Origin of the sequence: Bradyrhizobium sp. WBAH42, from assembly GCF_024585265.1 — a bacterium.
Taxonomy (GTDB): domain Bacteria; phylum Pseudomonadota; class Alphaproteobacteria; order Rhizobiales; family Xanthobacteraceae; genus Bradyrhizobium.
In genome coordinates, this window is the sequence record NZ_CP036533.1 from 3,567,896 (window position 1) to 3,589,616 (window position 21,721).

Below are 21,721 nucleotides of genomic sequence, written 5' to 3' on the forward strand. Positions count from 1 at the left end.
GCTTCCCCTGTCAAGCGCAAACTTATAGGCTTCGCCCCGACATGCGTTCACGACCAGCCCGCAAGCCCGAGAAGACCTACCACCATGGCGATCTCCGCGATGCGTTGATCGAGGCCGCGCTGCACGAGGCGGAGCAGGGCGGCGCCGAGGCGATCAGCATCAAGGCGCTTGCCAAGAAGCTCGGCGTCTCGCAGCCGGCGCCGTACCGGCATTTTGCCGACCGCGAGGCGCTGCTCGCCGCCGTCACCGCGGAAGCATTCCGGCAGCTCTCAGCGCTGTTGCGCGAAGCGATGGCAAACTCGTCGAAGCAATCGAAGCTCTCGCGGCTCGCACAGGCGACGCTCGATTTCGGTCTGCGCCGGAATGGCATTTACCGCTTGATGTTCGCCTCACGCACGGTGTCCTGCGCGGCCAAGGGCAGCGAGTTGCACGCAGCGACGCGGGAGACCTTTGCGCTCGTCATCGAAGCTTTGGAAGCGCCCGCCGTGGGTTATTTGCGCGAGCGGCAGGCGCTCAAGATCTGGGCGGCGCTGCACGGGGTGGTGATGCTGGCCGAGCAGGGCCTGTTCACCGGCGAGGCGGCGCACGCCACGCGCGAGGAGCTGGTCGAGGATTTCGTCAACGAGACCAAGGCTGCGCTTGCGGTCGCGATCAAGGATGCGCGGCGTCGGACCAAGGCCGGCGCTTAGAGCATGATCCGGAAAAGTGTGAAGCGGTTTTCCGAGAAGATCATGCTCGAACAATAACCTGAAGCGCGATGACGATTCATCCTAATCGCATCGCGCTTTAGGCCTTCACCTTCAACAGCCTCATCAGCTTCTCGACCGCGCTGTCCGGCGTGGTCACGACGGGGAGGCCCGTGGCCTCCGCGACGAGCGGCGCGGTCGCGGCGATGCTGAATTGCGCCAGCGCGATGACGTCGCAATCGCGCAAGCTCCTTGAGGCGTCTGCGATCAGCCGGTCATGCGTGGTGCGGTCGCCGTGGTCGAGCGCTGCCAGTGCGCCTTCGGCAAGTTTCGGCACGACCTCGACCGAAGCGGGAAATTCGGACGGCATCGATGCCAGCGTCGGCGGAAAGGTCGAGAGCAGGCCGATGCGCTGGCCCATGGTCACCGCCCTCTCGATCATGGCCTCGTTCGGCTTGAGCACCGGCATCGGCGCATGCGCGCGCGCGACGGCCTCGATGCAAGGGCCGAAGGCGGAGCAGGTGAACAGGATGCCATCCGCTCCCGTCGCCGCCGCGTAATCGCCGAGCGCCAGGAAGCGTTCGGTCATGGCATCAGTGAGCGTGCCGTCGCGGGCCAGGTCTGCAGACAGGCTGTCGTCGAGCAGGTTCATCAGCCGCGCCTCGGGCCACGCCTGCGCAAGCGCCGCCTCGATCGGGGCGATGGAATGCTTGAGGGCGTGGATCAGGGCGATGCGAGGGGGCGTCGGCATGGAAGGTGACTACCTGGGAGGTCTCGTGCCCCGGACGCAGCGCAATGCGCAGTATTGCGCTGCAGAGCCGGGGCCCATTGTCGTTGCTGGTCGCGGCTCTGCGCAGCAGCGTTGCACGCTGCAGCGTGTCCGGGACACGGAGCACCTTTACTTGAACGGAATGGCGTACATCAAGCCGCCCTTGCTCCAGAGGCCGTTGAGGCCGCGATCGAGCTTGAGCGGGCTCGCCTTGCCGACATTGCGCTCGAAAATCTCGCCGTAATTGCCGCCGGCCTTGATCGCCGTGACCAGCCATTTGTTGTCGAGCCCGAGTCGCGAGCCGAGATCGCCGCTGGCGCCCAGCAGCCGCTGGATCGCGGGCGTCTGCGACTTCGTCATCTCATCGACATTGGCCTGCGTGACGCCGAGCTCCTCGGCCTCGATCAGGCCGTAATGCAGCCAGGTGATGATGTCGCTCCAGACCTCGTCGCCGTTGCGGGTGAAGGGGCCGAGCGGCTCCTTGCTGATGGTCTGCGGCAGCACGATGTAGTCGGCCGCGTTCGGCGCCGCGGTGGTCACCGCGCCGGCGAGGGCGGAAGCGTCCTGGGTCATGGCATCACAGCGGCCGCCGAAGAAGGTCTGGTACATGGTGTCGATGCGGTCGAACACCAGCGGCTTCCAGTCGATGCCGTTGGCGCGGCCGTAATCGCCGAGCGTGACCTCGTGCGTGGTGCCCTGCGCGACGCAGACGGTGGCACCCTTGAGGTCCTTCAGCTCCTTCACGCCGAGGTCCTTCTTCACGACAAAACCCTGGCCGTCGTAGAAGTTGATCGGGCCCTGCCGCAGGCCGAGCGTTACGCCGCGCAAATAGGTCTGCGTCGAGTTGCGGTAGAGCACGTCGATCTCGCCCGATTGCAAGGCGGTGAAGCGGTTCTGTGCCGTCAACGAGACGTAGCGCACCTTGGTGGGATCGCCGAGCACGCTGGCCGCCAGCGCGCGGCAATAATCGACGTCGAGACCCTTGTAATTGCCCTGCGAGTCCGGTGCCGAGAAGCCGGCAAAGCCGGCGCTGACGCCGCACACCAGGGTGCCGCGACCCTTCACCGTATCGAGCGTCGCCGCCGACGCCATCACCGTCGATGCCGCCAGCAGGCCCGCTGCAATAACCACTTTCCTCATACTACTCTCCCCTCAGTGATTGACACTACGCAACACGTTGTCGACGGCCGTGCCGAGCTTGTCGACGATCAGGTCGATTTCGTCCGCCGAGGCGATATAGGGCGGTGCGAGCAGCACGTGGTCGCCGCGCACACCATCGACGGTGCCGCCGCCCGGATAGCAGCCGAGCCCGTTCGCGAAGGCTTCGGCCTTGATCTTCTGGTGCAGCTTGAGCGCCGGATCGAACGCGGCGCGGCTAGCGCGATCGGCGACGAGCTCGATTGCCCAGAACAGGCCTCGGCCCCTGATGTCGCCGACATGGCGGTGATTGCCGAAACGCTCCGTCAGGCGCTGCTCGAGCTGCTTGCCGCGCTCCTTCACGCGGTCGAGCAGACCGTCGTCGCGGATCACATCCTGCACCGCGAGCGCGGCGGCGCAGGCGAGGGGGTGTGCCAGATAAGTGTGGCCGTGCTGAAATGCGCCCGTGCCCGAACGGATGGTGTCGATGATCTTGCCGCTTGCGAGCATGGCCCCGATCGGCTGGTAGCCGCCGCCAAGCCCCTTTGCGATCGCCTGGATGTCGGGTGCGACACCTTCCTGCTCCCAGGCATGCGTCGTGCCGGTGCGGCCCATGCCGCACATGACCTCGTCGAGAATGAGCAGCGCACCGTGCCGGTCGCAGATCTCGCGCACCGCTTTGAAGTAGCCGTCCGGGGCGGTCACGGCGCCGGCGGTGGCGCCGACGACGGGCTCGGCGAGGAAGGCCGCCACGGTGTCGGAGCCGAGCCGCTGGAACTCGGCGTCGAGCTCGGCGGCGAGGCGCGCGACGAACTGCGCATCCGACTCGCCCTCGCGCTTCTCGTGATAGGCGAACGCCGGCGTGACGTGGCTGAAAGCGCTCGACAGCAGCGGCGCATAGGGCGCGCGACGCCAGGCATTGCCGCCGGCGGCGAGCGCGCCGAGCGTGTTGCCGTGATAGCTCTGCCGCCGCGCGATGAAATGCTGCCGCTGCGGCTGGCCGCGCTCGATGAAATATTGCCGCGCCAGCTTGATGCTGGCTTCGATCGCCTCCGATCCGCCGCTGACGAAATAGGCGTAGGCGAGACCGCCGGGCTCATGCCCGACCAGCCGCTCGGCCAGCGCTTCGGCCGGCTCGGAAGAGAAGAAGGCGGTGTGGGCATAGGCCAGGGTCGAGGCCTGCCTGGCCATCGCCGCGATCACGCGCGGGTGCTGGTGGCCGAGGCAGGAGACCGCCGCGCCGCCGGAGGCATCGATGATGCGACGCCCGTCCTCGGCGAAGAGATAAACGCCTTCGCCGCCGATCGCCTTGGGCGGCGTTTCGCGCAGCGAGCGATGCAGCACGCGGCTGGTGCGGGTGCTCATGGGTCAACCTTTCTCCGAGACGTAGGTGGAGGCAGCACTGAGCCGCGCCTCGGTATTTTCCAGACGCTTCTTCGCGGCGGCGCCGCCGAGCGAGAACGTGACCGCCGCGAGCGACTGCGCAATCGCGATCGCGCCCGTGAGGCTGGGGAAAAAGCCGGGCGAGGAGGCCGCCTCGAACAGCAGCACGTGATCGGCGCCCTCGGCCATCGGTGCCGCGAGGCTGTCCGCGATCGCGACCAGCGTTGCGCCGCTGCGATGAGCGGCCTGCGCGACGCGGACGCTGGCATGGGTGTAGGGCAGGAAGCCGATGACGATGACGGCTTCGTCGGGCCGGAACGCGCCGAGATCGAGATCATCAGGCCCGGACGTGCCGACGAGCTGCACCTGTTCGGGCCGGAACAGGCGCAGCTCGTAATTCAGGAGCTCCGCGACGCTGCGGCAGCTGCGGTAGCCCGCGATCCAGATCCGCTTGGCCTCGTGCAGCGCGCGCGCCGCTTCCGCGATCGGCTGGGCCGGGATGCGTGGAAGGCCCGCGGCCTCGGCCTCGAGCTTGTCGATGACGAGCGTAACATCGGCGTTCGGCCCGTGACGGCGGCCTCTTGTGCGGCCGGAGAAGGGCGCGGTCTGCGATGGCCGGCGCGCCTCGGTCAGCGCCGCGCGCAGCTCGTCCCATCCGGAATAGCCAATCGCCTTCGCAAGCCGCGTGAACGCGGCGGGATCGGCGCCGGCTTCCGCCGCGAGATCGCGCATCGAACGTGTGGTGGCGTCGTAATCATTGGCGGCGACGAAACGGCCGACCTCCTGCAAGCGCAGGGGGAGCGATGGCAATGCGATGCGCAGTTCGCTCAGGGGCGAGGATTTCGCGGGCTCGGCCATGAAACATTTGTTGCATGAATTTCAGTTCGGTGCAACACTTGACGTGCGTCGCCGGAAATCGCTGCATTTGAAGAAGGATTTTTGTGCTGTGACCGCCGATCATCCCAGAGCACCGCCGCGTCGTCGCTTCGTGCTCGGGCGCAACGAATTGAAGGGGCTGTTCTGGCAGGTCTTGGTGGTCGGCATCGCGGTCGGGGTGATCGCCTTCCTCTGGTCCAACACCGTTACCAATCTCTCGGCGCGGCGCATCACCACCGGCTTCGCCTTTCTCGGCCGCGAGGCCGGCATGCCGATTGCCGACAGCCTGCTCGCCTACAATCCGAGGGATAGTTATCTCTGGGCCTTCGTCGTCGGCGTCGCCAACACCTTGCGCGTCGCCGTGATCGGCATCGTGCTCGCGACGATCCTGGGCACGCTGATCGGGATCTCGCGGCTGTCGGCCAACTGGCTGTTGTCGCGGCTTGCGGCGGTCTATGTCGAAACGCTCCGCGACATCCCGCTGCTGCTGCAGCTGCTGTTCTGGTACGTGATGATGCAGGCGCTGCCGGCTGCACGCGCCGCGTGGCGGCCCGTCGAGGGCGTGTTCCTGTCCAATCGCGGCCTGATCCTGCCGGCGATGCCGTTCGGGCCGCCGCAGCTCACGGTGCTCGGCACCGCGCTACTGGGCTGCGCGGTGTTTTTCCTCTTCCGTCGGTGGCTGGTCGCGCAGCAGATGCGCGACGGCAAGCCGCGGCCGGTCTGGCCGTCTGCGCTCGGTCTCATCGTCGTGGTGCCGGCCGCGGTCTCGCTTGTGCTCGGCGTGTCCTGGACGATCGAGTGGCCGCAGCTGCGCGGCTTCAATTTCGTCGGCGGGTTGACGCTCGCGCCGGAATATTTCGCGCTGCTGATCGCACTGGTGACCTACACCTCGGCCTTCATCGCCGAGATCGTGCGCAGCGGCATCCAGTCCGTGCCGCGCGGCCAGTGGGATGCCGCCAACGCGCTTGGCCTGCGCCGCAGCTTCATGCTGCGGCAGATCATCCTGCCGCAGGCGCTGCGCGTTATCGTGCCGCCGATGACGAGCCAGTATCTCAACCTGACCAAGAACTCCTCGCTCGCGGTCGCGATCGGCTACCAGGACGTCGTCTCGATCGCCAACACCACGCTGAACCAGACCGGGCAGGCGATCGAAGCAATCGCGCTGATCATGGCGGTGTTCCTGACCATCAGCCTGTCCATCAGCTTCTTCATGAACTGGTACAATTCGCGTATCGCGCTGGTGGAGCGCTGATCATGACGGCTATCACGGACGTGCCGGAGACGCCCCGAGCTGCCCGCCGTCCGCAGCTTGGCAATCCGGTGCTGCACTGGCTGCGCAAGAACCTGTTCTCCTCGATTCCGAATGGGATCCTCACCGTCCTGCTGCTGGCGCTGCTCGCCAAGGGCATTTTCAGCTTCGTGCAATGGGGTATCGTCTACGCGGTCTGGCTGACGCCCACAAACGATTCCAGCGCCTGTCGCGCCGCGCGCGGCCTCGGCGCCTGCTGGGCCATCATCCCCGAAAAGTACCGCTTCATCCTGTTCGGCACCTATCCGTTCGACGAGCAGTGGCGGCCGGCGCTATCGGTCGTGCTGTTCATTGCGCTGTACACCCTCTCGACCCGCCGCGCGCTGTGGCGGCGCGAGCTGGTCTATCTCTGGATCGGTGCACTGGCGCTGATCAGCGTGCTGATGTGGGGCGGCGTGTTCGGCCTGTCCTTCGTCTCGCAGGACCGCTGGGGCGGCTTGCCGGTGACGCTGATCCTGGCGACGTTCGGCCTCGCCTTCGGCTTTCCGCTCGGCATCCTGGTCGCGCTCGGCCGGCGTTCGAAGCTGCCGGCGATACGTTCGCTCAGCGTGCTTTATGTCGAGCTGATCCGTGGCGTGCCGCTGGTGAGCCTGCTGTTCATGGCCAGCGTGATGTTTCCGCTGTTCATGCCGGCCGGATTCAACATCGACAAGCTGCTGCGCGCGCAGATCGCGATCATCCTGTTCGCCGGCGCCTACCTCGCCGAAGTGATCCGCGGCGGGCTTCAGGCGGTGCCGCGCGGGCAATATGAAGCCGCCGACGCGCTCGGCCTGTCCTACTGGCGCAAGCACCGCTTGATCATCCTGCCGCAGGCGATCCGCCACGTCATCCCGCCGCTGGTCAACACCTTCATCGCCTTCTTCAAGGACACCAGCTTGGTGCTGATCATCGGCATATTCGACCTGCTGACGACGGCCAAGACCGCGATCATCGATCCCGCCTGGCAGCAGTTTTCCGTCGAAGTCTATATCTTCGTTGCCGCGATCTACTTCGTCTTCTGCTTTGCGATGTCGCGCTACAGCCGGAGCCTGGAGGCGACGCGCGGGAGGTGAGGCCTCGTGTCCCGGACAAGGTGCAGCGCTTCAGCGCTGCGCCGCAGAGCCGGGAGCCAGGGCTGCAGGGGAGGTCGCGGAGAGATGGGCCCCGGCTCTGCAGCGCAACGCTGAAGAAGCGCTGCGCTGCGTCCGGGGCACGAGAGCGCGGCTAGTTCTTCACCTTCGGATCGATCGGCGTCGTCGCGCGCAGGCCCAGAATATCCTCCAGCATCTTCGCGCCGGCAATCACCTGCGCATCGGCACGCGGCGCGCCGACCACCTGGACACCGACTGGCAGGCCCGACGCCGTGAAGCCGCAGGGCAGCGAGAGGGACGGGCAGCAGGCCAGCGTGATGGCATAGACGATGCCGAGCCATTCAATGTAGTTCTCGAACCTCTTGCCGGCACATTCGGCGACATAGCGATGCTCGATCGGGAAGGGCGGAACGATCGTGGTCGGCGTCAGCAACAGATCGTAGCTCTTGAAGAACTCGACCGCCCGCGCCGTCATATCGACGCGCTGCGCCTCGGCACGCGCGAGCTGCTCGACCGTGAGCTTGAGGCCTTCCTCGATGTTCCAGATCACTTCGGGCTTGAGCAGGTCGCGCTTGGTGCGCAGCAGATTGGCCTTGGTGATTGCAAAATCGAAGGCGCGCAGCACGTGGAAGCATTCATGCGCCTCGCGCCAGTCCGGATGCGCCTCCTCGACGATGGCGCCCGCCTCCGCGAAACGTTCGGCGGCCTTGCGCGTGATCGCCTTTACCTCGGGGTCGACCGGGGTGATGCCGAGATCGGGCGAATAGGCGATGCGCTTCGGCCTCTTGCCCGCCTGGGCCGCCGACAGGAACGAGGTTGCCGGAGCCGGCAGTGACAGCGGATCGTCGGCATAGTCGCCGCTCATGGCATCCAGCAGCAGCGCGAGATCCTCGACGTTGCGCGCCATCGGGCCGACCACGCCGAGATTGCGATCGATGCCGGACTTCGGAGTATGTGCGACGCGGCCAATGCTCGGCCGCATGCCGACGACGCCGCAGAAGGCCGCCGGGCTGCGCAACGACCCGCCCATGTCGGAGCCCTGGGCGAGCCAGGCCATGCCGGTCGCCAGTGCCACCGCCGCGCCGCCGGAGGAGCCTGCGGCCGATTTCGTCGTATCCCAGGGATTGAGCGTCGCGCCGAACACCTCGTTGAACGTGTTGGCGCCGGCGCCGAATTCCGGCGTGTTCGACTTGGCGTAGACGACCGCGCCGTTGGCCTCGAGGTTCTCGACCATGAGGTCAGACTTCGCGGGGATGTTGTCCTTGAAGATCGGCGAGCCCTGCGTGTTCAACACGCCCGCGACATCGGTCAAATCCTTGATCGGCACCGGCAGCCCGGCGAGCAGTCCGCGCGCACCCGCCGGCTTCTGCATAAGTGTCTTCGCGCTCTCCCGCGCGCGATCGAAGCACAGCGTCGGCAGCGCGTTGACCTTGCCGTCGACCTGCTTGATGCGCTTCTCCAGCACGTCCAAGAGCTCGAGCGGCGAGACGTCGCCGGAGCGCAGCTTGTCGACGACGGTGCAGGCGGTTTCGCGGATCAGATCTTGGGACAATTAGCTTACTCCTGTGCTTATTCGAAGCTCGTCATTGCGAGGAGCGAAGCGACGAAGCAATCCAGACTGGTTGCTACAGAGGCATTCCTGGATTGCTTCGCTGCGCTCGCAATGACGAGGATAATGTTATCCCCACCCCGCGCTGATGCCGCCGTCGACCGTGTAGATCACGCCCGAGGTATAGCCGGCGCGATCCGAGGCGAGGAACGCCATGAGGTCGCCGATCTCGCGCGCATGCGCGGGCCTGCCGAGCGGCAGGCTCTTCTGGAATTCCTTGTAGCGGGTCTCGTCGCCGAACTGGTGCTTGGCCCGCGTCTTGAGCAGGGTGACGTGGCGGTCGGTGCCGACGGGGCCGGGATTGATGCCGACGACGCGGATGTTGTCGGCGAGGCTCTTGCCGCCGAGCGCACGGGTGAACGCCATCAGCGCCGCATTGCCGGCGCTGCCGCAGATGTAGTTGGCGTCGAACTTTTCGCCGGCCGCGCCGATGTCGTTGACGATGACGCCGCCGCCCCTGGCTTTCATCTGCGCGTAGATGTAGCGCGTCAGGTTGATATAGCCGAACACCTTCAATTCCCAGGCGTGCCGCCAGGCCGCCTCGTCGATCTTGTCGATCGAGCCGCCGGGGATGTCGCCGGCATTGTTGACGAGCACGTCGATGTCGGCGGCTTCTTTCGCCAGCCGGGCCACGTCGTCCTCCTTGCGCAGATCGACGATGCTCGTTGCGGCGTCGATCTGGTGCGCGGCGCGCAAGCGGTCGGCCAGCGCCTTGAGCTGATCGCCGCTGCGTGCCGCGAGGAGGAGATGCGCGCCTTCCTCGGCGAAGGCCTCGGCAGCGGCTGCGCCAATGCCCTTGGACGCGCCGGTGATCAGGACGCGCTTGCCGCGCAGATGCAGATCCATGGGGGTACTCGTTCGTGGGAACAGGATCAAATCAGTAGGCGCTCGCCCGCGCCATGGTCAACATTGCAGTGCAGCGTTGCACTGCCGCCGCGTTTGGTCCATTGCAGTGCAGTCAGAAGGCGGCGACTGCCGGACCAACCAAGGACGTTCTCGATGAGCAAGAAACAATACCGGATCGCGGTCATTCCCGGCGACGGCATCGGCAAGGAGGTGATGCCGGAAGGCCTGCGCGTTTTGGAGGCGGCGGCGAAGAAGCACAACGTCTCGCTGCATTTCGACCATTTCGACTTCTCGTCCTGGGACTATTACGAAAAGCACGGCCAGATGATGCCGGATGACTGGAAGGAGAAGATCGGCAAGCACGATGCGATCTATTTCGGCGCGGTCGGTTGGCCGGCCAAGATCCCGGACCACGTCTCGCTGTGGGGCTCGCTGATCAAGTTCCGCCGCGAGTTCGACCAGTACGTCAACCTGCGCCCGGTGCGGCTGATGCCCGGCGTGCCGTCGCCGCTGGCGGGGCGCAAGCCCGGCGACATCGATTTCTGGGTGGTGCGCGAGAACACCGAAGGCGAATATTCCTCGGTCGGCGGCCGCATGTTCCCGGACACCGACCGCGAGTTCGTGACGCAGCAGACGGTGATGACCCGCACCGGCGTCGACCGCATCCTGAAATTCGCCTTCGAGCTCGCGCAGTCGCGGCCCAAGAAGCACCTGACCTCGGCGACCAAGTCCAACGGCATCTCCATCACCATGCCCTATTGGGACGAGCGCGTGGAGGCGATGGCCAAGAAGTTTCCGGGCGTGAAGTGGGACAAGTACCACATCGACATCTTGACGGCGAACTTCGTGCTGCATCCGGACTGGTTCGACGTCGTGGTCGGCTCGAATTTGTTCGGTGACATCCTCTCCGATCTCGGCCCGGCCTGCACCGGCACGATCGGCATCGCGCCGTCAGGCAACATCAATCCCGAAGGCGATTTTCCCTCGGTGTTCGAGCCGGTGCACGGCTCGGCACCCGACATCGCAGGTCAGGGCATCGCCAACCCGATCGGCGCGATCTGGTCCGGCGCGATGATGTTCGAGCATCTCGGCGAGAAGGAAGCCGGCAAGTCGATCGTCGAGGCGATCGAGCGCACGCTGGCTGAACGCACGCTGCGCACCAAGGATCTCGGCGGCAATGCCGACACGACTGCGTGCGGCAAGGCGGTCGCCGAGATGGTGGACTGAGGCGGTCGATCTTTCCCTCTCCCCTTGTGGGAGAGGGTGGCTCGCCGCGCAGCGGCGAGACGGGTGAGGGGTCTGTCTCCGCGGAGACAGATCTATCATTCGCAGAATTGCTCGCCGAGAGAACCCCTCATCCGGCGCTTCGCGCCACCTTCTCCCGCAAGGGGAGAAGGGAAGGGCAGCAGTGCTTTTGGCTTAGGCCTCAAACATACGATTTCCGCGCCGGATCGAAGATCGGCGGGTAGTCGTTGTCATCGAGCAGGTCGAGAAACGGGTCGAGTCCCCTGGACTTGATCAGCGCGAGCTCCTGCTGCGAGATCAGGTTCACGGTCAAGATCTCCACGGGATCGCCCGCGATCTCCAACGCCTCGGCGATCTCCTTGTCGGGGCCGATGATCGGTGTGAGAAACAGGAACGTCTGGAAGTCTGTTCCCGCAACCGGCGGCCACGGAAGCGCGACGCGATGGCCGAAGCCCAACCAGGTCGTGTCGATGAACGGCAGATTGGCCAGCCAGCGCAGATTGGCCCAGACCTCCTCGGTCGGCTCGCGGACGTACCACATCAGCTCGGCTCGTGGCATCGCGTCCCCTGGGACACCGTGCATCCGTTGCTCGCTCATGCCGTTGGTGAGAAGGACATAGCCTTCGTCGGAGCCCTCCCGGCAGACCGGGACGAAATCGCGGCCGAAGGCGTGGATGTCGATCCGGCGCTCTGCGTTGTCCGCGAACGTGTGCTCGGGCTCGCCAAGCTCGCTCTCATAGATGGCGAGCCGTTGCCGGTAGAGGTCGGCTGCGGGTGATGGCTCTGCGGAGCCGGACACGAATTTTGCGAGACGGGAGAGCATGTGAACCTCGAAAGCGGATATGAGCCGGGATATCCGCGTTGTCGCGAGGCAACGCGGGCCGGTTCAAATTCGCCCCGCGGGCGAGCCGATGCTTCGCCGTCGTCCACACTCCCGTGCGCAATCATCCATGAGGTCGTAACGACGCTGAGGATGCGCTGCGGTCGCAACTAGCCTGCGATCTTCTCGATCGCAGCCTGATCCAGCCCGAACTTCTTCCCGGCCTCCAGAATCTCCTGCCACGTCGTTGGATCGACTGGAATGCCTTCGGCAAGGCGCTTCTTCCTGGTCTCGCGTTCCGGGTCGCCGGCGATCAGCACCTTGTCGACCCCGGGCGCGGGCGGTGAGCCGGTGTGCCAGGCGACGAAACTTTCGACCTCGCGCGCGAGGTTTTCGCCGGTGCCGAGCTTGTCCGGGTCGATGACGATCGACAGCATGCCGTTGAGGACGTTGTACTTGCCGTCGGACGGGCCCTTGACAACCTGTCCGCCGGAGAGCGCACCGCCGAGGATCTCGCACACGAGCGCGAGTCCCGAACCCTTGTGCTCGCCGAAGGGGAGGATGGCGCCGTACGGCGGAATCACGGTGTAGCGCGGGTTGGTCGTCTGCTTGCCTTCATTGTCGATGATGGTGCCGGGCTCCAGCGCGACGCCCTTGTTGTGGGCGACGCGGGTCTTGCCCTGCGCGATCCTGCTGGTGGCGAAGTCGAGCACGATGGGATCCTTGCCGGCGCGCGGGATTCCGACGCAGAACGGATTGGTACCGTGACGCGCATCGCTGCCGCCCCAGGGCGCCACGATCGGCCGCGAGATCACGTTGACGAAGTGGATCGAGACCAGCCCGTGGTCGATGCACTGCTCGGCCCAGTGGCCGATGCGGCCGATATGGTGCGAGTTGGAGAGGCCGACGAGACACACGCCGTTGCGCTTGGCGCGCTCAGCCGCCAACTCCATCGCCTCATGACCGATCACCTGGCCATAGCCGGTGAGGCCGTCGAGCGTGAGGAGCGGACCGGTGTCGAGCACGATCTTGACGTGCTGGTTCACGGCAAGGCCGCCATTGGTGACGCTCTGGACATAGCGCGGGATCATACCGACGCCGTGGGAGTCATGTCCCCTCAGATTGGCCTCGACCAGATTGGTCGATACGAGCTCGGCCTCGCGCTCCGAGGAGCCGCCGGCCTTGACGATGGCGCGGACCACATTGGTGAGCGGCTCAGCCTTGATGATGCGATAGTCGGCCATTGTTGTTGCTCTTATCCCTTCACGATTCGGCGGCAGTGAACCAGCGCCGCCTCAATCAGGTTCTCGCTCGCCTCCGGCGTGCGGAAGGCCGAATGCGCCGACAGCGTCACGTTCGGCAGCTTCGTCAGCGGATGATCGCCGGGCAGGGGCTCGATGTTGAAGACATCGAGGCCGGCGTGGCGGATATGGCCCGACTTCAGCGCGTCGATCATGGCGGCCTCGTCGACCACAGCGGCGCGGGCGGTGTTGATGAGGATGACGCCGCGTTTCATGGCAGAGATCTTCTCGCGCGTGATCATGCCGCGCGTCTCGTCGTTGAGCAGCAGGTGCAACGACACCACGTCGCTTCTCGCCAGCACGCTGTCGAGGTCGGTGAATTCGACGGCGGGATGGCTCTTCGGCGAGCGGTTCCAGGCGATCACCTTCATGCCGCTACCGGACGCAATGCGCGCGACCTCCGCGGCGATGCCGCCGAAGCCGATCAGGCCGAGCGTCTTGCCGGTGAGCTGCATGCCGTCCTCGCGCAGCCAGTTCCCGGCGCGCATCTCGCGGTCCATCATCGCGATGACGCGGGCCGACGCCCACATCAGCGCGATCGCGGATTCCGCAACCGCCGTGTCGCCGTAGCCCTTGATCAGATGCACGGAGATGCCGAGCTCGGCGAGCTCTTCCGGATTCATGTAGCTGCGCGCGCCGGTGCCGAGGAACACGACGTGCTGCAGCCCGGTACATTTCTTCGCGACCTCGGTCGGCAGTGCGGTGTGGTCGACGATCGCGATCTCGGCGCCGTCGAGAACTTCCGGATATTGCTCGGGTGTGATGTCGGGGTTCCTGTTGATCCGCACTTTGGGATCGCCGGGCTTCTCCAGCCGTTCCATGATCACGGCCAGCGATTCATTGGCGTCGACGAAAACTCCGCGCATAATTCTCTCCGGTCAGGACGCGACGCCGGCGATCGCCAGCACGGTATGCATGAGGACGTTGGTGCCCGCGGCGCAGTCGCCTTGCGTCGCATCCTCCAGCTCGTTGTGGCTGATGCCGTCCTTGCAGGGCACGAACACCATCGCGGCCGGCATGACCGTGTTGAGGTTGCAGGCGTCGTGGCCGGCGCCGGAGGTGATGCGGCGCGAGGAATAGCCGAGCGTCGTCGCGGCATTCTCGACGGCAGCAATCAGCTTCGGATCGAAATGCGTCGGCGGCTTGCGCCAGACGAGATCGATCTTGACCTCGACCTTGCGGCGCGCGCCGATCTCGGCGATTGCCGCACGCAGATCGCGATCGAGCGCATCCATGATGGCGCCGTCGGCACTGCGGCAATCCATGGTGAAGGCGATCTCCCCGGGAATGACGTTGCGCGAGGGATTGGCGATCACGGCCTCGCCGATGGTGCCGACCGCGTTCGGTCCGTGCTTCTTCGCAATGGACTCCATCGCCAGCACGATTTCGGACAAGGTCGCCAGCGCATCGCGCCGCAGCGGCATCGGCGTCGAGCCCGCATGGCTCTCGAAGCCGGAGATCTTGCCGTCGTACCAGAGCACGCCCTGGCCGGAATCGACCACGCCGATGGTCTTGCCTTCCGCCTCCAGAATTGGACCCTGCTCGATGTGCAGCTCGACGAAGCAGCCGAGCTTCTGAAAGCCGACCGGCTTGTCGCCGCGATAGCCGATGCTGTCGAGCGCCTGGCCGACGGTGGTGCCATCGATATCCTTGCGCGACAAAATGTCGTCGGTTGTGAAGTCGCCGACATAGGCGGCGGAGGCCATCATCGCAGGTGCGAAGCGCGAGCCTTCCTCGTTGGTCCAGTTGACGACGCAGATCGGCGCCTCGGTCTCGATGCCGGCATCGTTCAGCGTGCGGATCACCTCCAGCGCGCCGAGCGTTCCCAGGATGCCGTCATACTTGCCGCCGGTCGGCTGGGTGTCGAGGTGCGAGCCGATGCCGACGGGCAGCTTCGACATGTCGCGGCCCTTGCGCAGGCCGAACTGTGATCCGAGCGCATCGACGTGGACGTCCAGTCCGGCGTCCTCGCAGGCCTTGCGGAACCAATCGCGCACCTGCTTGTCTTCGCTGCTCAAGGTCAGCCGCCGCACGCCGCCTTTGGCCGTCGCGCCGAATTGCGCGGTCTCGTGGATGGAGCCCCACAGGCGGGCGGAATCGATTTGCAGGTTGGTGGCGGCTCGGCTCATGCGGTCGTTCTCTCTTTTTGTCCGGCGCCTTTTTCAATGACGCGCCTGTGCGGGCGCGTCAACCGCGAGGCTGCTCTGCGCAATTTGCCGTGCAAGCTCGGCGACGCGCTCCACGGCGACGACGTCGGGAGAGGCGAGCCAGCTCGCGGTGAACGTCAGCGGTGCGATGGCGAGGTCGGTGTCGAGCAGCTGCAGGCGCCCGTCGGCGAGCTCGTTCTCGACGATGGCGTCGGGAATCACGGCGATGCCGAGTCCCTCGACCGCCATGTGGATGACGGTCGCCAGCGAGGCGGACGCGTGCAGGCGGATCGGCGGCAGCTCGGGCCGGTCGAACACCTCCCGCACGACCTCGTAAGGCTTGGTCTTGCGCGGGAAGGTGATGATCGGAAACCGCGCGAGCTCCGCCGGCGTCAGCGGGCCCTTGCCGAGCCCGAGCGAAGGACTTGCGAGAAAGCCGATCGGATAATCGGCGAGCACGCGGTTGTGCACGCCGGAGGCGGACAGCGGTCCGACGACGAAAGCGAGCTCGATCTCCTGCGCGAGCAGGCGCGCGGTGAGATTCGGCGTGATGTCGACCTCGATCTCCAGCGACAGGTTCGGATAGATTTCGTTCACGCTCTTGACCAGCCGCGGCAGCCAGGTGTGCACGATGGTTTCGGCGACGCCGAGCCGCATCACGCCGCGCATCGCCGAGCGGTCGCCGATCTCCGCCATCATCGCAGCGCGCAGGCCGATCAGCTTCTCCGCGTAGACCATCATCTGCCGGCCGCTCGGTGTCGGTGACGCCACGCGATGATCGCGGTTCAGCAGCTTCACGCCCATCTCGCGCTCGAGCTGGGCGATGCGCTGGGAGATCGCCGGCTGGGTGGTGTTGAGCCGTTGCGCGGCGCCGCGGAAGCTGCCGAGCTTCACAACCCACAGGAACGTCTCGATCGACCTGAAGTCCAGCATTGGAAGGATTTTCCCGATCGATAAATCATATTTATCGAGATTGATTAGAAACGACGATTAGACTTTATAGCACGCTTGGTGTTGGTTTGTCTTTGTCGAGTTTATAGGCAGGTCGATCACATGACTGTTTTGGTGGCAGCGCAGCAAACTGAAACACCCGACACCCTCCCGAGCCGCAAGGCCCGGCTCGCCTACCGCGAGGGGCTGGTTGCCTCCACCGCCGGCGTCGCCCCCGGATGTGTCCAGGGCAATCTGGCGATCCTGCCGGCGGAATATGCCGGCGCCTTTCACCGCTTCTGCCAGCTCAATCCCAAGCCGTGCCCGATCATCGGCATGTCCGACGTCGGCAGTCCTTACATCCCCTCGCTCGGCACCGACCTCGACATCCGCACCGACGTGCCACGCTACCGTGTCTGGCGCGACGGCGAGGTCGTGGACGAGCCGACCGACGTGAAGAGCTACTGGCGCGACGACCTCGTTACCTTCGTGCTCGGCTGCTCGTTCTCATTCGAGGAGGCGCTGCTCGAGGAGGGCATGCCGATCCGCCACATCGAGAAGAACGTGCGCGTGCCGATGTACCGCACCAACATCGCCTGCGGCGAGGCCGGTCCGTTCGCCGGCCCCATGGTGGTGTCGATGCGCCCGTTCAAGCCGGCCGATGCGATCCGCGCGGTGCAGATCACCTCGCGCTATCCCGCCGTGCACGGTGCGCCCGTGCATCTCGGCCATCCGCATCTGATCGGCATCAAGGATATTGCCAAGCCCGACTACGGCGATCCCGTACCTGTTGCCGAAGACGAGATTCCGGTATTCTGGGCCTGCGGCGTGACGCCGCAATCGGTTATCAACGCCGCGAAGCTGCCGTTCGCGATCACGCATTCGCCCGGCCTGATGCTGGTGACGGATCTGAAGAACAAGACCATGGCCGTGATTTAGTAGGCAGCGTTTGCTGTTTCTTCGGGCTTTACGCTCTTTGCCAATCGCTTCATTCGATACGCGCAAAAATTCGGATAACAGGGGACTTTAGCCAATGACGATGACTCGCCGCGATGTACTGCTCGGAGCCACCGCCGCCGCTGCGCTGCTGCCATTAGCTGCGCGCCCGCAAACGTCTGAAGTGGTGATTGGCGCAACCTATCCCCTGTCGGGCTCCGGCGCGCAGGTGGGTGTCGATGCGCAGCGTGCTTTCGAGACCGCGATCGACATCATCAATAACGACCAGGATTTCGATCTTCCGCTGGCAAAGGGCGCAGGTTTGCCCGGTCTCGGCGGTGCCAAGATCCGTATTGTCTATGCCGACACCCAGGGCGATCCGCAGAAGGGGCGCGCCGAAGCCGAGCGGCTGATCACGCAGGAAAAGGTCTGCGCCATCCTCGGTTCCTATCAGAGCGCAGTCGCGGTCACGATCAGCCAGATCTGCGAACGCTACCAGACCCCGTTCATCTCGGCGGACAACTCCTCGCCGAGCCTGCATCGCCGCGGTCTGAAGTATTATTTCCGCGCCTCGCCGCATGACGAGATGTTCTCGGCCGGGATGTTCGACTTCCTCGATGCGATGAAGAAGAAGGGCGCCAAGGCCAACACGCTGGCGCTGTTCCACGAAGATACCATCTTCGGCACCGACTCCGCCAACGCGCAGACCAAGCTCGCGACCGAGCGCGGCTACAAGATCGTCGCCGACATCAAGTACCGCGCCAACTCGCCGTCGCTGTCGGCCGAGGTGCAGCAGCTCAAGGCCGCCAATGCCGACGTGCTGATGCCTTCCAGCTACACCACCGACGGCATCCTCTTGGTCAAGACCATGGCCGAACTCGGCTACAAGCCGAACGCCATCGTGGCGCAGGCCGCCGGCTTCTCCGAGAAGGCGCTGTACGACGCAGTCGGCGACAAGCTCGAGGGTGCGATCACCCGCGGCAGCTTCTCGCTCGATCTCGCCGCCAAGCGGCCGATGGTCGGCAAGATCAACGATCTGTTCAAGGCGAAGTCGGGCAAGGATCTCAACGACAATACGTCGCGCCAGTTCATGGCCATGATCATCATGGCTGACGCCATCAACCGCGCCAAATCCACCGAGGGCGAGAAGATCCGTGACGCGCTGGCCGCGACCGAGATGCCGGGCGAGCAGACCATCATGCCCTGGAAGCGCGTCAAGTTCGACGAATCGGGCCAGAACAACGATGCCGATCCGGTCCTGCTGCAATATGTCGGCGGCAAGTTCGTCACCATCTTCCCGTCGCAGGCGGCGGTGGCCGATGCAGTCTGGCCGATGAAGTAAGCGATCAGGTTGCGGGCGGGGGACGAAGCGACGTGACAGCAGAAACGATTATCCAGAGTCTTGCGAGCGGCCTGCTGATGGGGCTGCTTTACGGACTGATCGCCGTCGGCCTGGCGTTGATCTTTGGCCTGATGGACGTCGTCAACTTCGCCCATGGCGAATTCCTGATGCTGGCGATGTACGTGACATTCTTCCTGTTCACGTTCTTCGCGATCGATCCACTGCTGTCGGCGCCGCTGGCCGCCGCCGCCCTGTTTGTCCTGGGGGCGGCGGTCTATCTCCTGATCGTGCGGTTTGCGATGCGTGCCAAGGCCAATGTCGGCATGGTGCAGATCTTCGCCACCTTCGGCCTCGCCATCGTGATGCGGGGCCTCGCGCAGCTGTTCTTCACTGCCGACTACCGCAGCGTTCCCAACTCATGGCTCGGCGGCAAGACGGTATCGGTCGCCGGGATCTACCTGCCGCAGCCGCAGCTGTTCGGCGCGCTGGTCGCGATCGCCGCGTTCGGCGGGCTCTATCTGTTCATCAACCGCACCGATTTCGGCCGCGCGCTGGAAGCGACCCGTGAAGATCCCGGCGCGGTGGCCCTCGTCGGTATCGACAAGAACCGCGTGTTCGCGCTCGGCTGGGGCCTCGGCGGTGCGCTGGTCGGGCTTGCCGGCGCCATCATGGCAACCTTCTTCTACATCTATCCCGACGTCGGCGCGTCCTTTGCGCTGATCGCCTATGTCACAGTCGCGCTCGGCGGCTTTGGCAGCGTGTTCGGCGCCTTCGCCGGCGGCATCGTCGTCGGCCTGGTCGAAGCCACCACCGCGTTGATCCTGCCGCCATCGCTGAAGTCGGTCGGCATTTACGCGGTCTATCTGCTCGTCGTGTTCATTCGGCCGCGTGGCCTGTTCGGGTCGATGTGATGGACAAGCAATTCGTCGCGCGGCGCCGCCGCGACCTCATTACCGCCGCCGGACTTGCGGCCGTCGCCGCGATCGTGCCGCTGTTCGTCAAGGACGTCTACGTCCAGAACATCATGGTGCTGACGCTGATGTACGCGGCGTTATCGCAGAGCTGGAACATCCTGTCCGGCTATTGCGGGCAGATATCGCTCGGACACGCGCTGTATTTCGGGCTCGGTGCCTACACCACCGCGCTGCTGTTCACCAAGTTCGGCGTGCTGCCCTGGTTCGGCATGATCGCCGGCGGGTTGATCTCCGCCGCAATCGCGATGGCGCTGGGCTATCCTTGCTTCCGCCTCGGCGGCCACTACTTTGCGATCGCCACCATCGTGATCGCCGAGATCGGATTGCTGCTGATCCAGAACTGGGACTGGGCCGGTGCGGCCCTCGGCATCGACATTCCCGTGCGCGGCGACAGCTGGCTGAAATTCCAGTTCACGCGCTCGAAACTGCCATACTTCTACTTCGCGCTGGTGCTCGCCTGCGTTGCCTGGTTCGTCACCTGGTGGCTGGAAGATTCCAAATGGGGCTATTGGTGGCGCGCAGTGAAGGACAACCCGCAGGCGGCCGAGAGCCTCGGCGTCGTCGTGTTCAATTCGAAGATGGGCGCGGCGGCGGTCTCCGCCTTCCTGGTCGCGGTCGGCGGCAGCTTCTATGCGCAGTTCGTTTCCTACATCGATCCCGGAAGCGTCATGGGCTTCCAGTTCTCGCTCTTGATGGCGCTGCCGGCAGTGCTTGGCGGCATCGGCACGCTGTGGGGGCCGCTGCTTGGCGCCGTCATCCTGATCCCGATCACCGAGTTGACGCGCTCCTATATCGGCGGCTCCGGCCGCGGCGTCGACCTCATCGTCTACGGCGCGCTGATCATCCTGATCGCGCTCGCGCGGCCGGAAGGGCTGGTCGGCCTGTTCTCGCGCCGGCGCAAGGAGGCCACGCGATGACCGCGCTACTCGAAACCCGCGGCGTCTGGCAGCGCTTCGGCGGTCTGATCGCCAACAGCGACGTCTCGATCTCGGTCGGCCGCGGCGAGATCGTCGGCCTGATCGGCCCGAACGGCGCCGGCAAGTCGACGCTGTTCAATCTGATCGCCGGCGTGTTGCCGCCAACCCAGGGCTCGATCATCTTCGACGGCGAGGACGTCACGACTCTGCCGGCGGCCGCGCGCTGCCAGCGCGGGATCGGGCGCACCTTCCAGGTGGTCAAAAGCTTCGAGACGATGACGGTCATCGACAACGTCATCGTCGGCGCTCTCGTGCGCAACACCGTGATGCGCGAGGCGCGCCGTAAGGCGCATGAGGTGCTGGAATTCACCGGGCTCGCCGCGCGCGCCGACGTGCTCGCGAGCGACCTGGTGCCGGCCGAAAAGCGCCGCCTCGAAGTCGCACGGGCGCTTGCGACCGAACCGAAGCTGCTGCTGCTCGACGAGTGCCTCACTGGCCTCACGCCGACCGAGGCGCAGACCGGCGTTGCCCTGGTGCGCAAGGTGCGCGATGCCGGTATCACCGTGCTGATGGTCGAGCACGTCATGGAGATCGTGATGCCGCTGGTCGACCGCGCCATTGTGCTCGACCTCGGCAAGGTGCTGGTCGAGGGCAAGCCCGCCGACGTCGTGCGCGATCCCAAGGTGATCAAGGCATATCTGGGAGATCGTCATGCTGTCGGTGCGTGAAGTCACCACCGCCTATCAGGGCCTGGTCGCGATCTCCGCGGTCTCGATCGAGGTGGAGAAGGGCGAGATCGTCTGCGTCGCCGGCGCCAACGGCGCGGGCAAGTCGACGTTGCTCAAATCCATCGCCGGTGCCGAACGCCCGCGTTCGGGCACCGTGACGTTCGACGGCAAACGCCTCGACGGCATGGCGCAGCATCACATCACGGCCACCGGCATCGCCTATGTGCCGGAAAACCGCCGCCTGTTCCCGCGCCTGTCGGTCCGCGACAATCTTCGCCTCGGCAGCTATCTCTACCGCGGCGAGGCGGACCGCGAGGCGCCGCTCGATCTCGTTTTCAACCTGTTCCCGCGCCTTCAGGAGCGTTTGGAGCAGCGCGCCGAGACGCTCTCTGGCGGCGAGCAGCAGATGCTCGCCATCAGCCGCGCCCTGATGACGCGACCGCGGCTGTTGATGCTGGACGAGCCCTCGCAAGGAATCATGCCGAAACTGGTGGACGAGATCTTCCAGGCGGTGAAGCGCATCCGCGACGCCGGAATGACGGTGCTGATCGTCGAGCAGCGCATGGCCGAGTGCCTGGAGATCGCCGACCGCGCCTACATCCTGCAGACCGGCCGCGTGCTGATGCAGGGCCGGTCCGCGGAGATCAAGGGCAATCCCGACGTGAGGAAGGCGTATCTCGGATTGTAGCCGCGCGC

Annotated in this window: 21 protein-coding genes; 10 read left to right on the forward strand and 11 right to left on the reverse strand. The window is 65.4% G+C overall.

Features of this window, described 5'->3' with window-relative positions:
- The first annotated feature begins 41 nt into the window (after nucleotides 1-41).
- Entirely contained in the window at nucleotides 42-689 is a 648-nt protein-coding gene (locus DCG74_RS16675; RefSeq protein WP_172784045.1) for a TetR/AcrR family transcriptional regulator, read from the forward strand.
- A 97-nt stretch (nucleotides 690-786) separates the two neighbouring features.
- Here the strand turns inward: DCG74_RS16675 and DCG74_RS16680 are convergent, their stop codons facing one another.
- From DCG74_RS16680 to DCG74_RS16695, 4 genes are all read right to left on the reverse strand, one after another.
- Nucleotides 787-1,437, reverse strand: coding sequence for an aspartate/glutamate racemase family protein (locus DCG74_RS16680; RefSeq protein ID WP_172784046.1), 651 nt, complete (start codon nucleotides 1,435-1,437; stop codon nucleotides 787-789).
- A gap of 147 nt (nucleotides 1,438-1,584) precedes the next feature.
- A complete protein-coding gene (locus tag DCG74_RS16685) occupies nucleotides 1,585-2,595 on the reverse strand; it encodes an amino acid ABC transporter substrate-binding protein (protein WP_172784047.1) in 1,011 nt (336 codons plus the stop codon).
- 12 nt (nucleotides 2,596-2,607) lie between these two features.
- Nucleotides 2,608-3,957 (reverse strand): aspartate aminotransferase family protein, encoded by a 1,350-nt coding sequence (locus DCG74_RS16690; RefSeq protein WP_172784048.1) that lies wholly within the window; start codon nucleotides 3,955-3,957, stop codon nucleotides 2,608-2,610.
- 3 nt (nucleotides 3,958-3,960) lie between these two features.
- A complete protein-coding gene (locus tag DCG74_RS16695; protein WP_172784049.1) occupies nucleotides 3,961-4,833 on the reverse strand; it encodes a MurR/RpiR family transcriptional regulator in 873 nt (290 codons plus the stop codon).
- An 88-nt stretch (nucleotides 4,834-4,921) separates the two neighbouring features.
- On the opposite strand from DCG74_RS16695, the gene DCG74_RS16700 reads away from it, so the two are divergent.
- Complete coding sequence (locus DCG74_RS16700; protein WP_172784619.1) at nucleotides 4,922-6,103, forward strand: amino acid ABC transporter permease; 1,182 nt, start codon at nucleotides 4,922-4,924, stop codon at nucleotides 6,101-6,103.
- 2 nt (nucleotides 6,104-6,105) lie between these two features.
- Nucleotides 6,106-7,212: an amino acid ABC transporter permease gene (locus DCG74_RS16705; RefSeq protein WP_172784050.1), complete on the forward strand. Its 1,107-nt coding sequence runs from the start codon at nucleotides 6,106-6,108 to the stop codon at nucleotides 7,210-7,212.
- Nucleotides 7,213-7,363: 151 nt separating this feature from the next.
- Here the strand turns inward: DCG74_RS16705 and DCG74_RS16710 are convergent, their stop codons facing one another.
- Together DCG74_RS16710 and DCG74_RS16715 are read right to left on the reverse strand one after the other, a co-directional pair.
- A complete protein-coding gene (locus DCG74_RS16710) occupies nucleotides 7,364-8,782 on the reverse strand; it encodes an amidase (protein WP_172784051.1) in 1,419 nt (472 codons plus the stop codon).
- 126 nt (nucleotides 8,783-8,908) lie between these two features.
- Nucleotides 8,909-9,685: an SDR family oxidoreductase gene (locus DCG74_RS16715; protein ID WP_172784052.1), complete on the reverse strand. Its 777-nt coding sequence runs from the start codon at nucleotides 9,683-9,685 to the stop codon at nucleotides 8,909-8,911.
- Nucleotides 9,686-9,838: 153 nt separating this feature from the next.
- Between DCG74_RS16715 and DCG74_RS16720 the strand changes: the two genes are divergently transcribed.
- Nucleotides 9,839-10,912, forward strand: coding sequence for a tartrate dehydrogenase (locus DCG74_RS16720; protein WP_172784053.1), 1,074 nt, complete (start codon nucleotides 9,839-9,841; stop codon nucleotides 10,910-10,912).
- A gap of 199 nt (nucleotides 10,913-11,111) precedes the next feature.
- Here the strand turns inward: DCG74_RS16720 and DCG74_RS16725 are convergent, their stop codons facing one another.
- The 5 genes from DCG74_RS16725 to DCG74_RS16745 form a co-directional block, all read right to left on the reverse strand.
- On the reverse strand, nucleotides 11,112-11,753 hold the full coding sequence (locus DCG74_RS16725; RefSeq protein WP_172784054.1) for a suppressor of fused domain protein: 642 nt from the start codon (nucleotides 11,751-11,753) through the stop codon (nucleotides 11,112-11,114).
- Between the two features lie 167 nt (nucleotides 11,754-11,920).
- A complete protein-coding gene (locus tag DCG74_RS16730) occupies nucleotides 11,921-12,994 on the reverse strand; it encodes a malate/lactate/ureidoglycolate dehydrogenase (protein ID WP_172784055.1) in 1,074 nt (357 codons plus the stop codon).
- Between the two features lie 11 nt (nucleotides 12,995-13,005).
- On the reverse strand, nucleotides 13,006-13,917 hold the full coding sequence (locus tag DCG74_RS16735) for an NAD(P)-dependent oxidoreductase (RefSeq protein ID WP_172784056.1): 912 nt from the start codon (nucleotides 13,915-13,917) through the stop codon (nucleotides 13,006-13,008).
- Between the two features lie 12 nt (nucleotides 13,918-13,929).
- The gene (locus DCG74_RS16740) at nucleotides 13,930-15,180 is read right to left on the reverse strand and encodes a Zn-dependent hydrolase (protein WP_172784057.1); all 1,251 of its coding nucleotides are present in this window, start codon (nucleotides 15,178-15,180) and stop codon (nucleotides 13,930-13,932) included.
- A 33-nt stretch (nucleotides 15,181-15,213) separates the two neighbouring features.
- Nucleotides 15,214-16,131, reverse strand: a complete 918-nt coding sequence (locus DCG74_RS16745; RefSeq protein WP_172784058.1) for a LysR family transcriptional regulator — start codon at nucleotides 16,129-16,131, stop codon at nucleotides 15,214-15,216.
- A gap of 120 nt (nucleotides 16,132-16,251) precedes the next feature.
- Here DCG74_RS16745 and DCG74_RS16750 point away from each other — a divergent pair, with 120 nt between their 5' ends.
- The 6 genes from DCG74_RS16750 to DCG74_RS16775 all read left to right on the forward strand — a co-directional run bounded on the left by DCG74_RS16750 (nucleotide 16,252) and on the right by DCG74_RS16775 (nucleotide 21,713).
- Nucleotides 16,252-17,067, forward strand: a complete 816-nt coding sequence (locus DCG74_RS16750; RefSeq protein ID WP_172784059.1) for a putative hydro-lyase — start codon at nucleotides 16,252-16,254, stop codon at nucleotides 17,065-17,067.
- 94 nt (nucleotides 17,068-17,161) lie between these two features.
- The gene (locus DCG74_RS16755) at nucleotides 17,162-18,406 is read left to right on the forward strand and encodes an ABC transporter substrate-binding protein (RefSeq protein ID WP_172784060.1); all 1,245 of its coding nucleotides are present in this window, start codon (nucleotides 17,162-17,164) and stop codon (nucleotides 18,404-18,406) included.
- 32 nt (nucleotides 18,407-18,438) lie between these two features.
- Nucleotides 18,439-19,317, forward strand: coding sequence for a branched-chain amino acid ABC transporter permease (locus tag DCG74_RS16760; protein WP_027571261.1), 879 nt, complete (start codon nucleotides 18,439-18,441; stop codon nucleotides 19,315-19,317).
- On the forward strand, nucleotides 19,317-20,297 hold the full coding sequence (locus DCG74_RS16765; RefSeq protein ID WP_172784061.1) for a branched-chain amino acid ABC transporter permease: 981 nt from the start codon (nucleotides 19,317-19,319) through the stop codon (nucleotides 20,295-20,297). The genes DCG74_RS16760 and DCG74_RS16765 overlap by 1 nt, the downstream gene beginning before the upstream one ends.
- Entirely contained in the window at nucleotides 20,294-21,025 is a 732-nt protein-coding gene (locus DCG74_RS16770) for an ABC transporter ATP-binding protein (RefSeq protein WP_172784062.1), read from the forward strand. The genes DCG74_RS16765 and DCG74_RS16770 overlap by 4 nt, the downstream gene beginning before the upstream one ends.
- A complete protein-coding gene (locus DCG74_RS16775; protein WP_172784063.1) occupies nucleotides 21,009-21,713 on the forward strand; it encodes an ABC transporter ATP-binding protein in 705 nt (234 codons plus the stop codon). Before DCG74_RS16770 ends, DCG74_RS16775 begins: the two co-directional genes overlap by 17 nt.
- Nucleotides 21,714-21,721 lie beyond the last annotated feature (8 nt).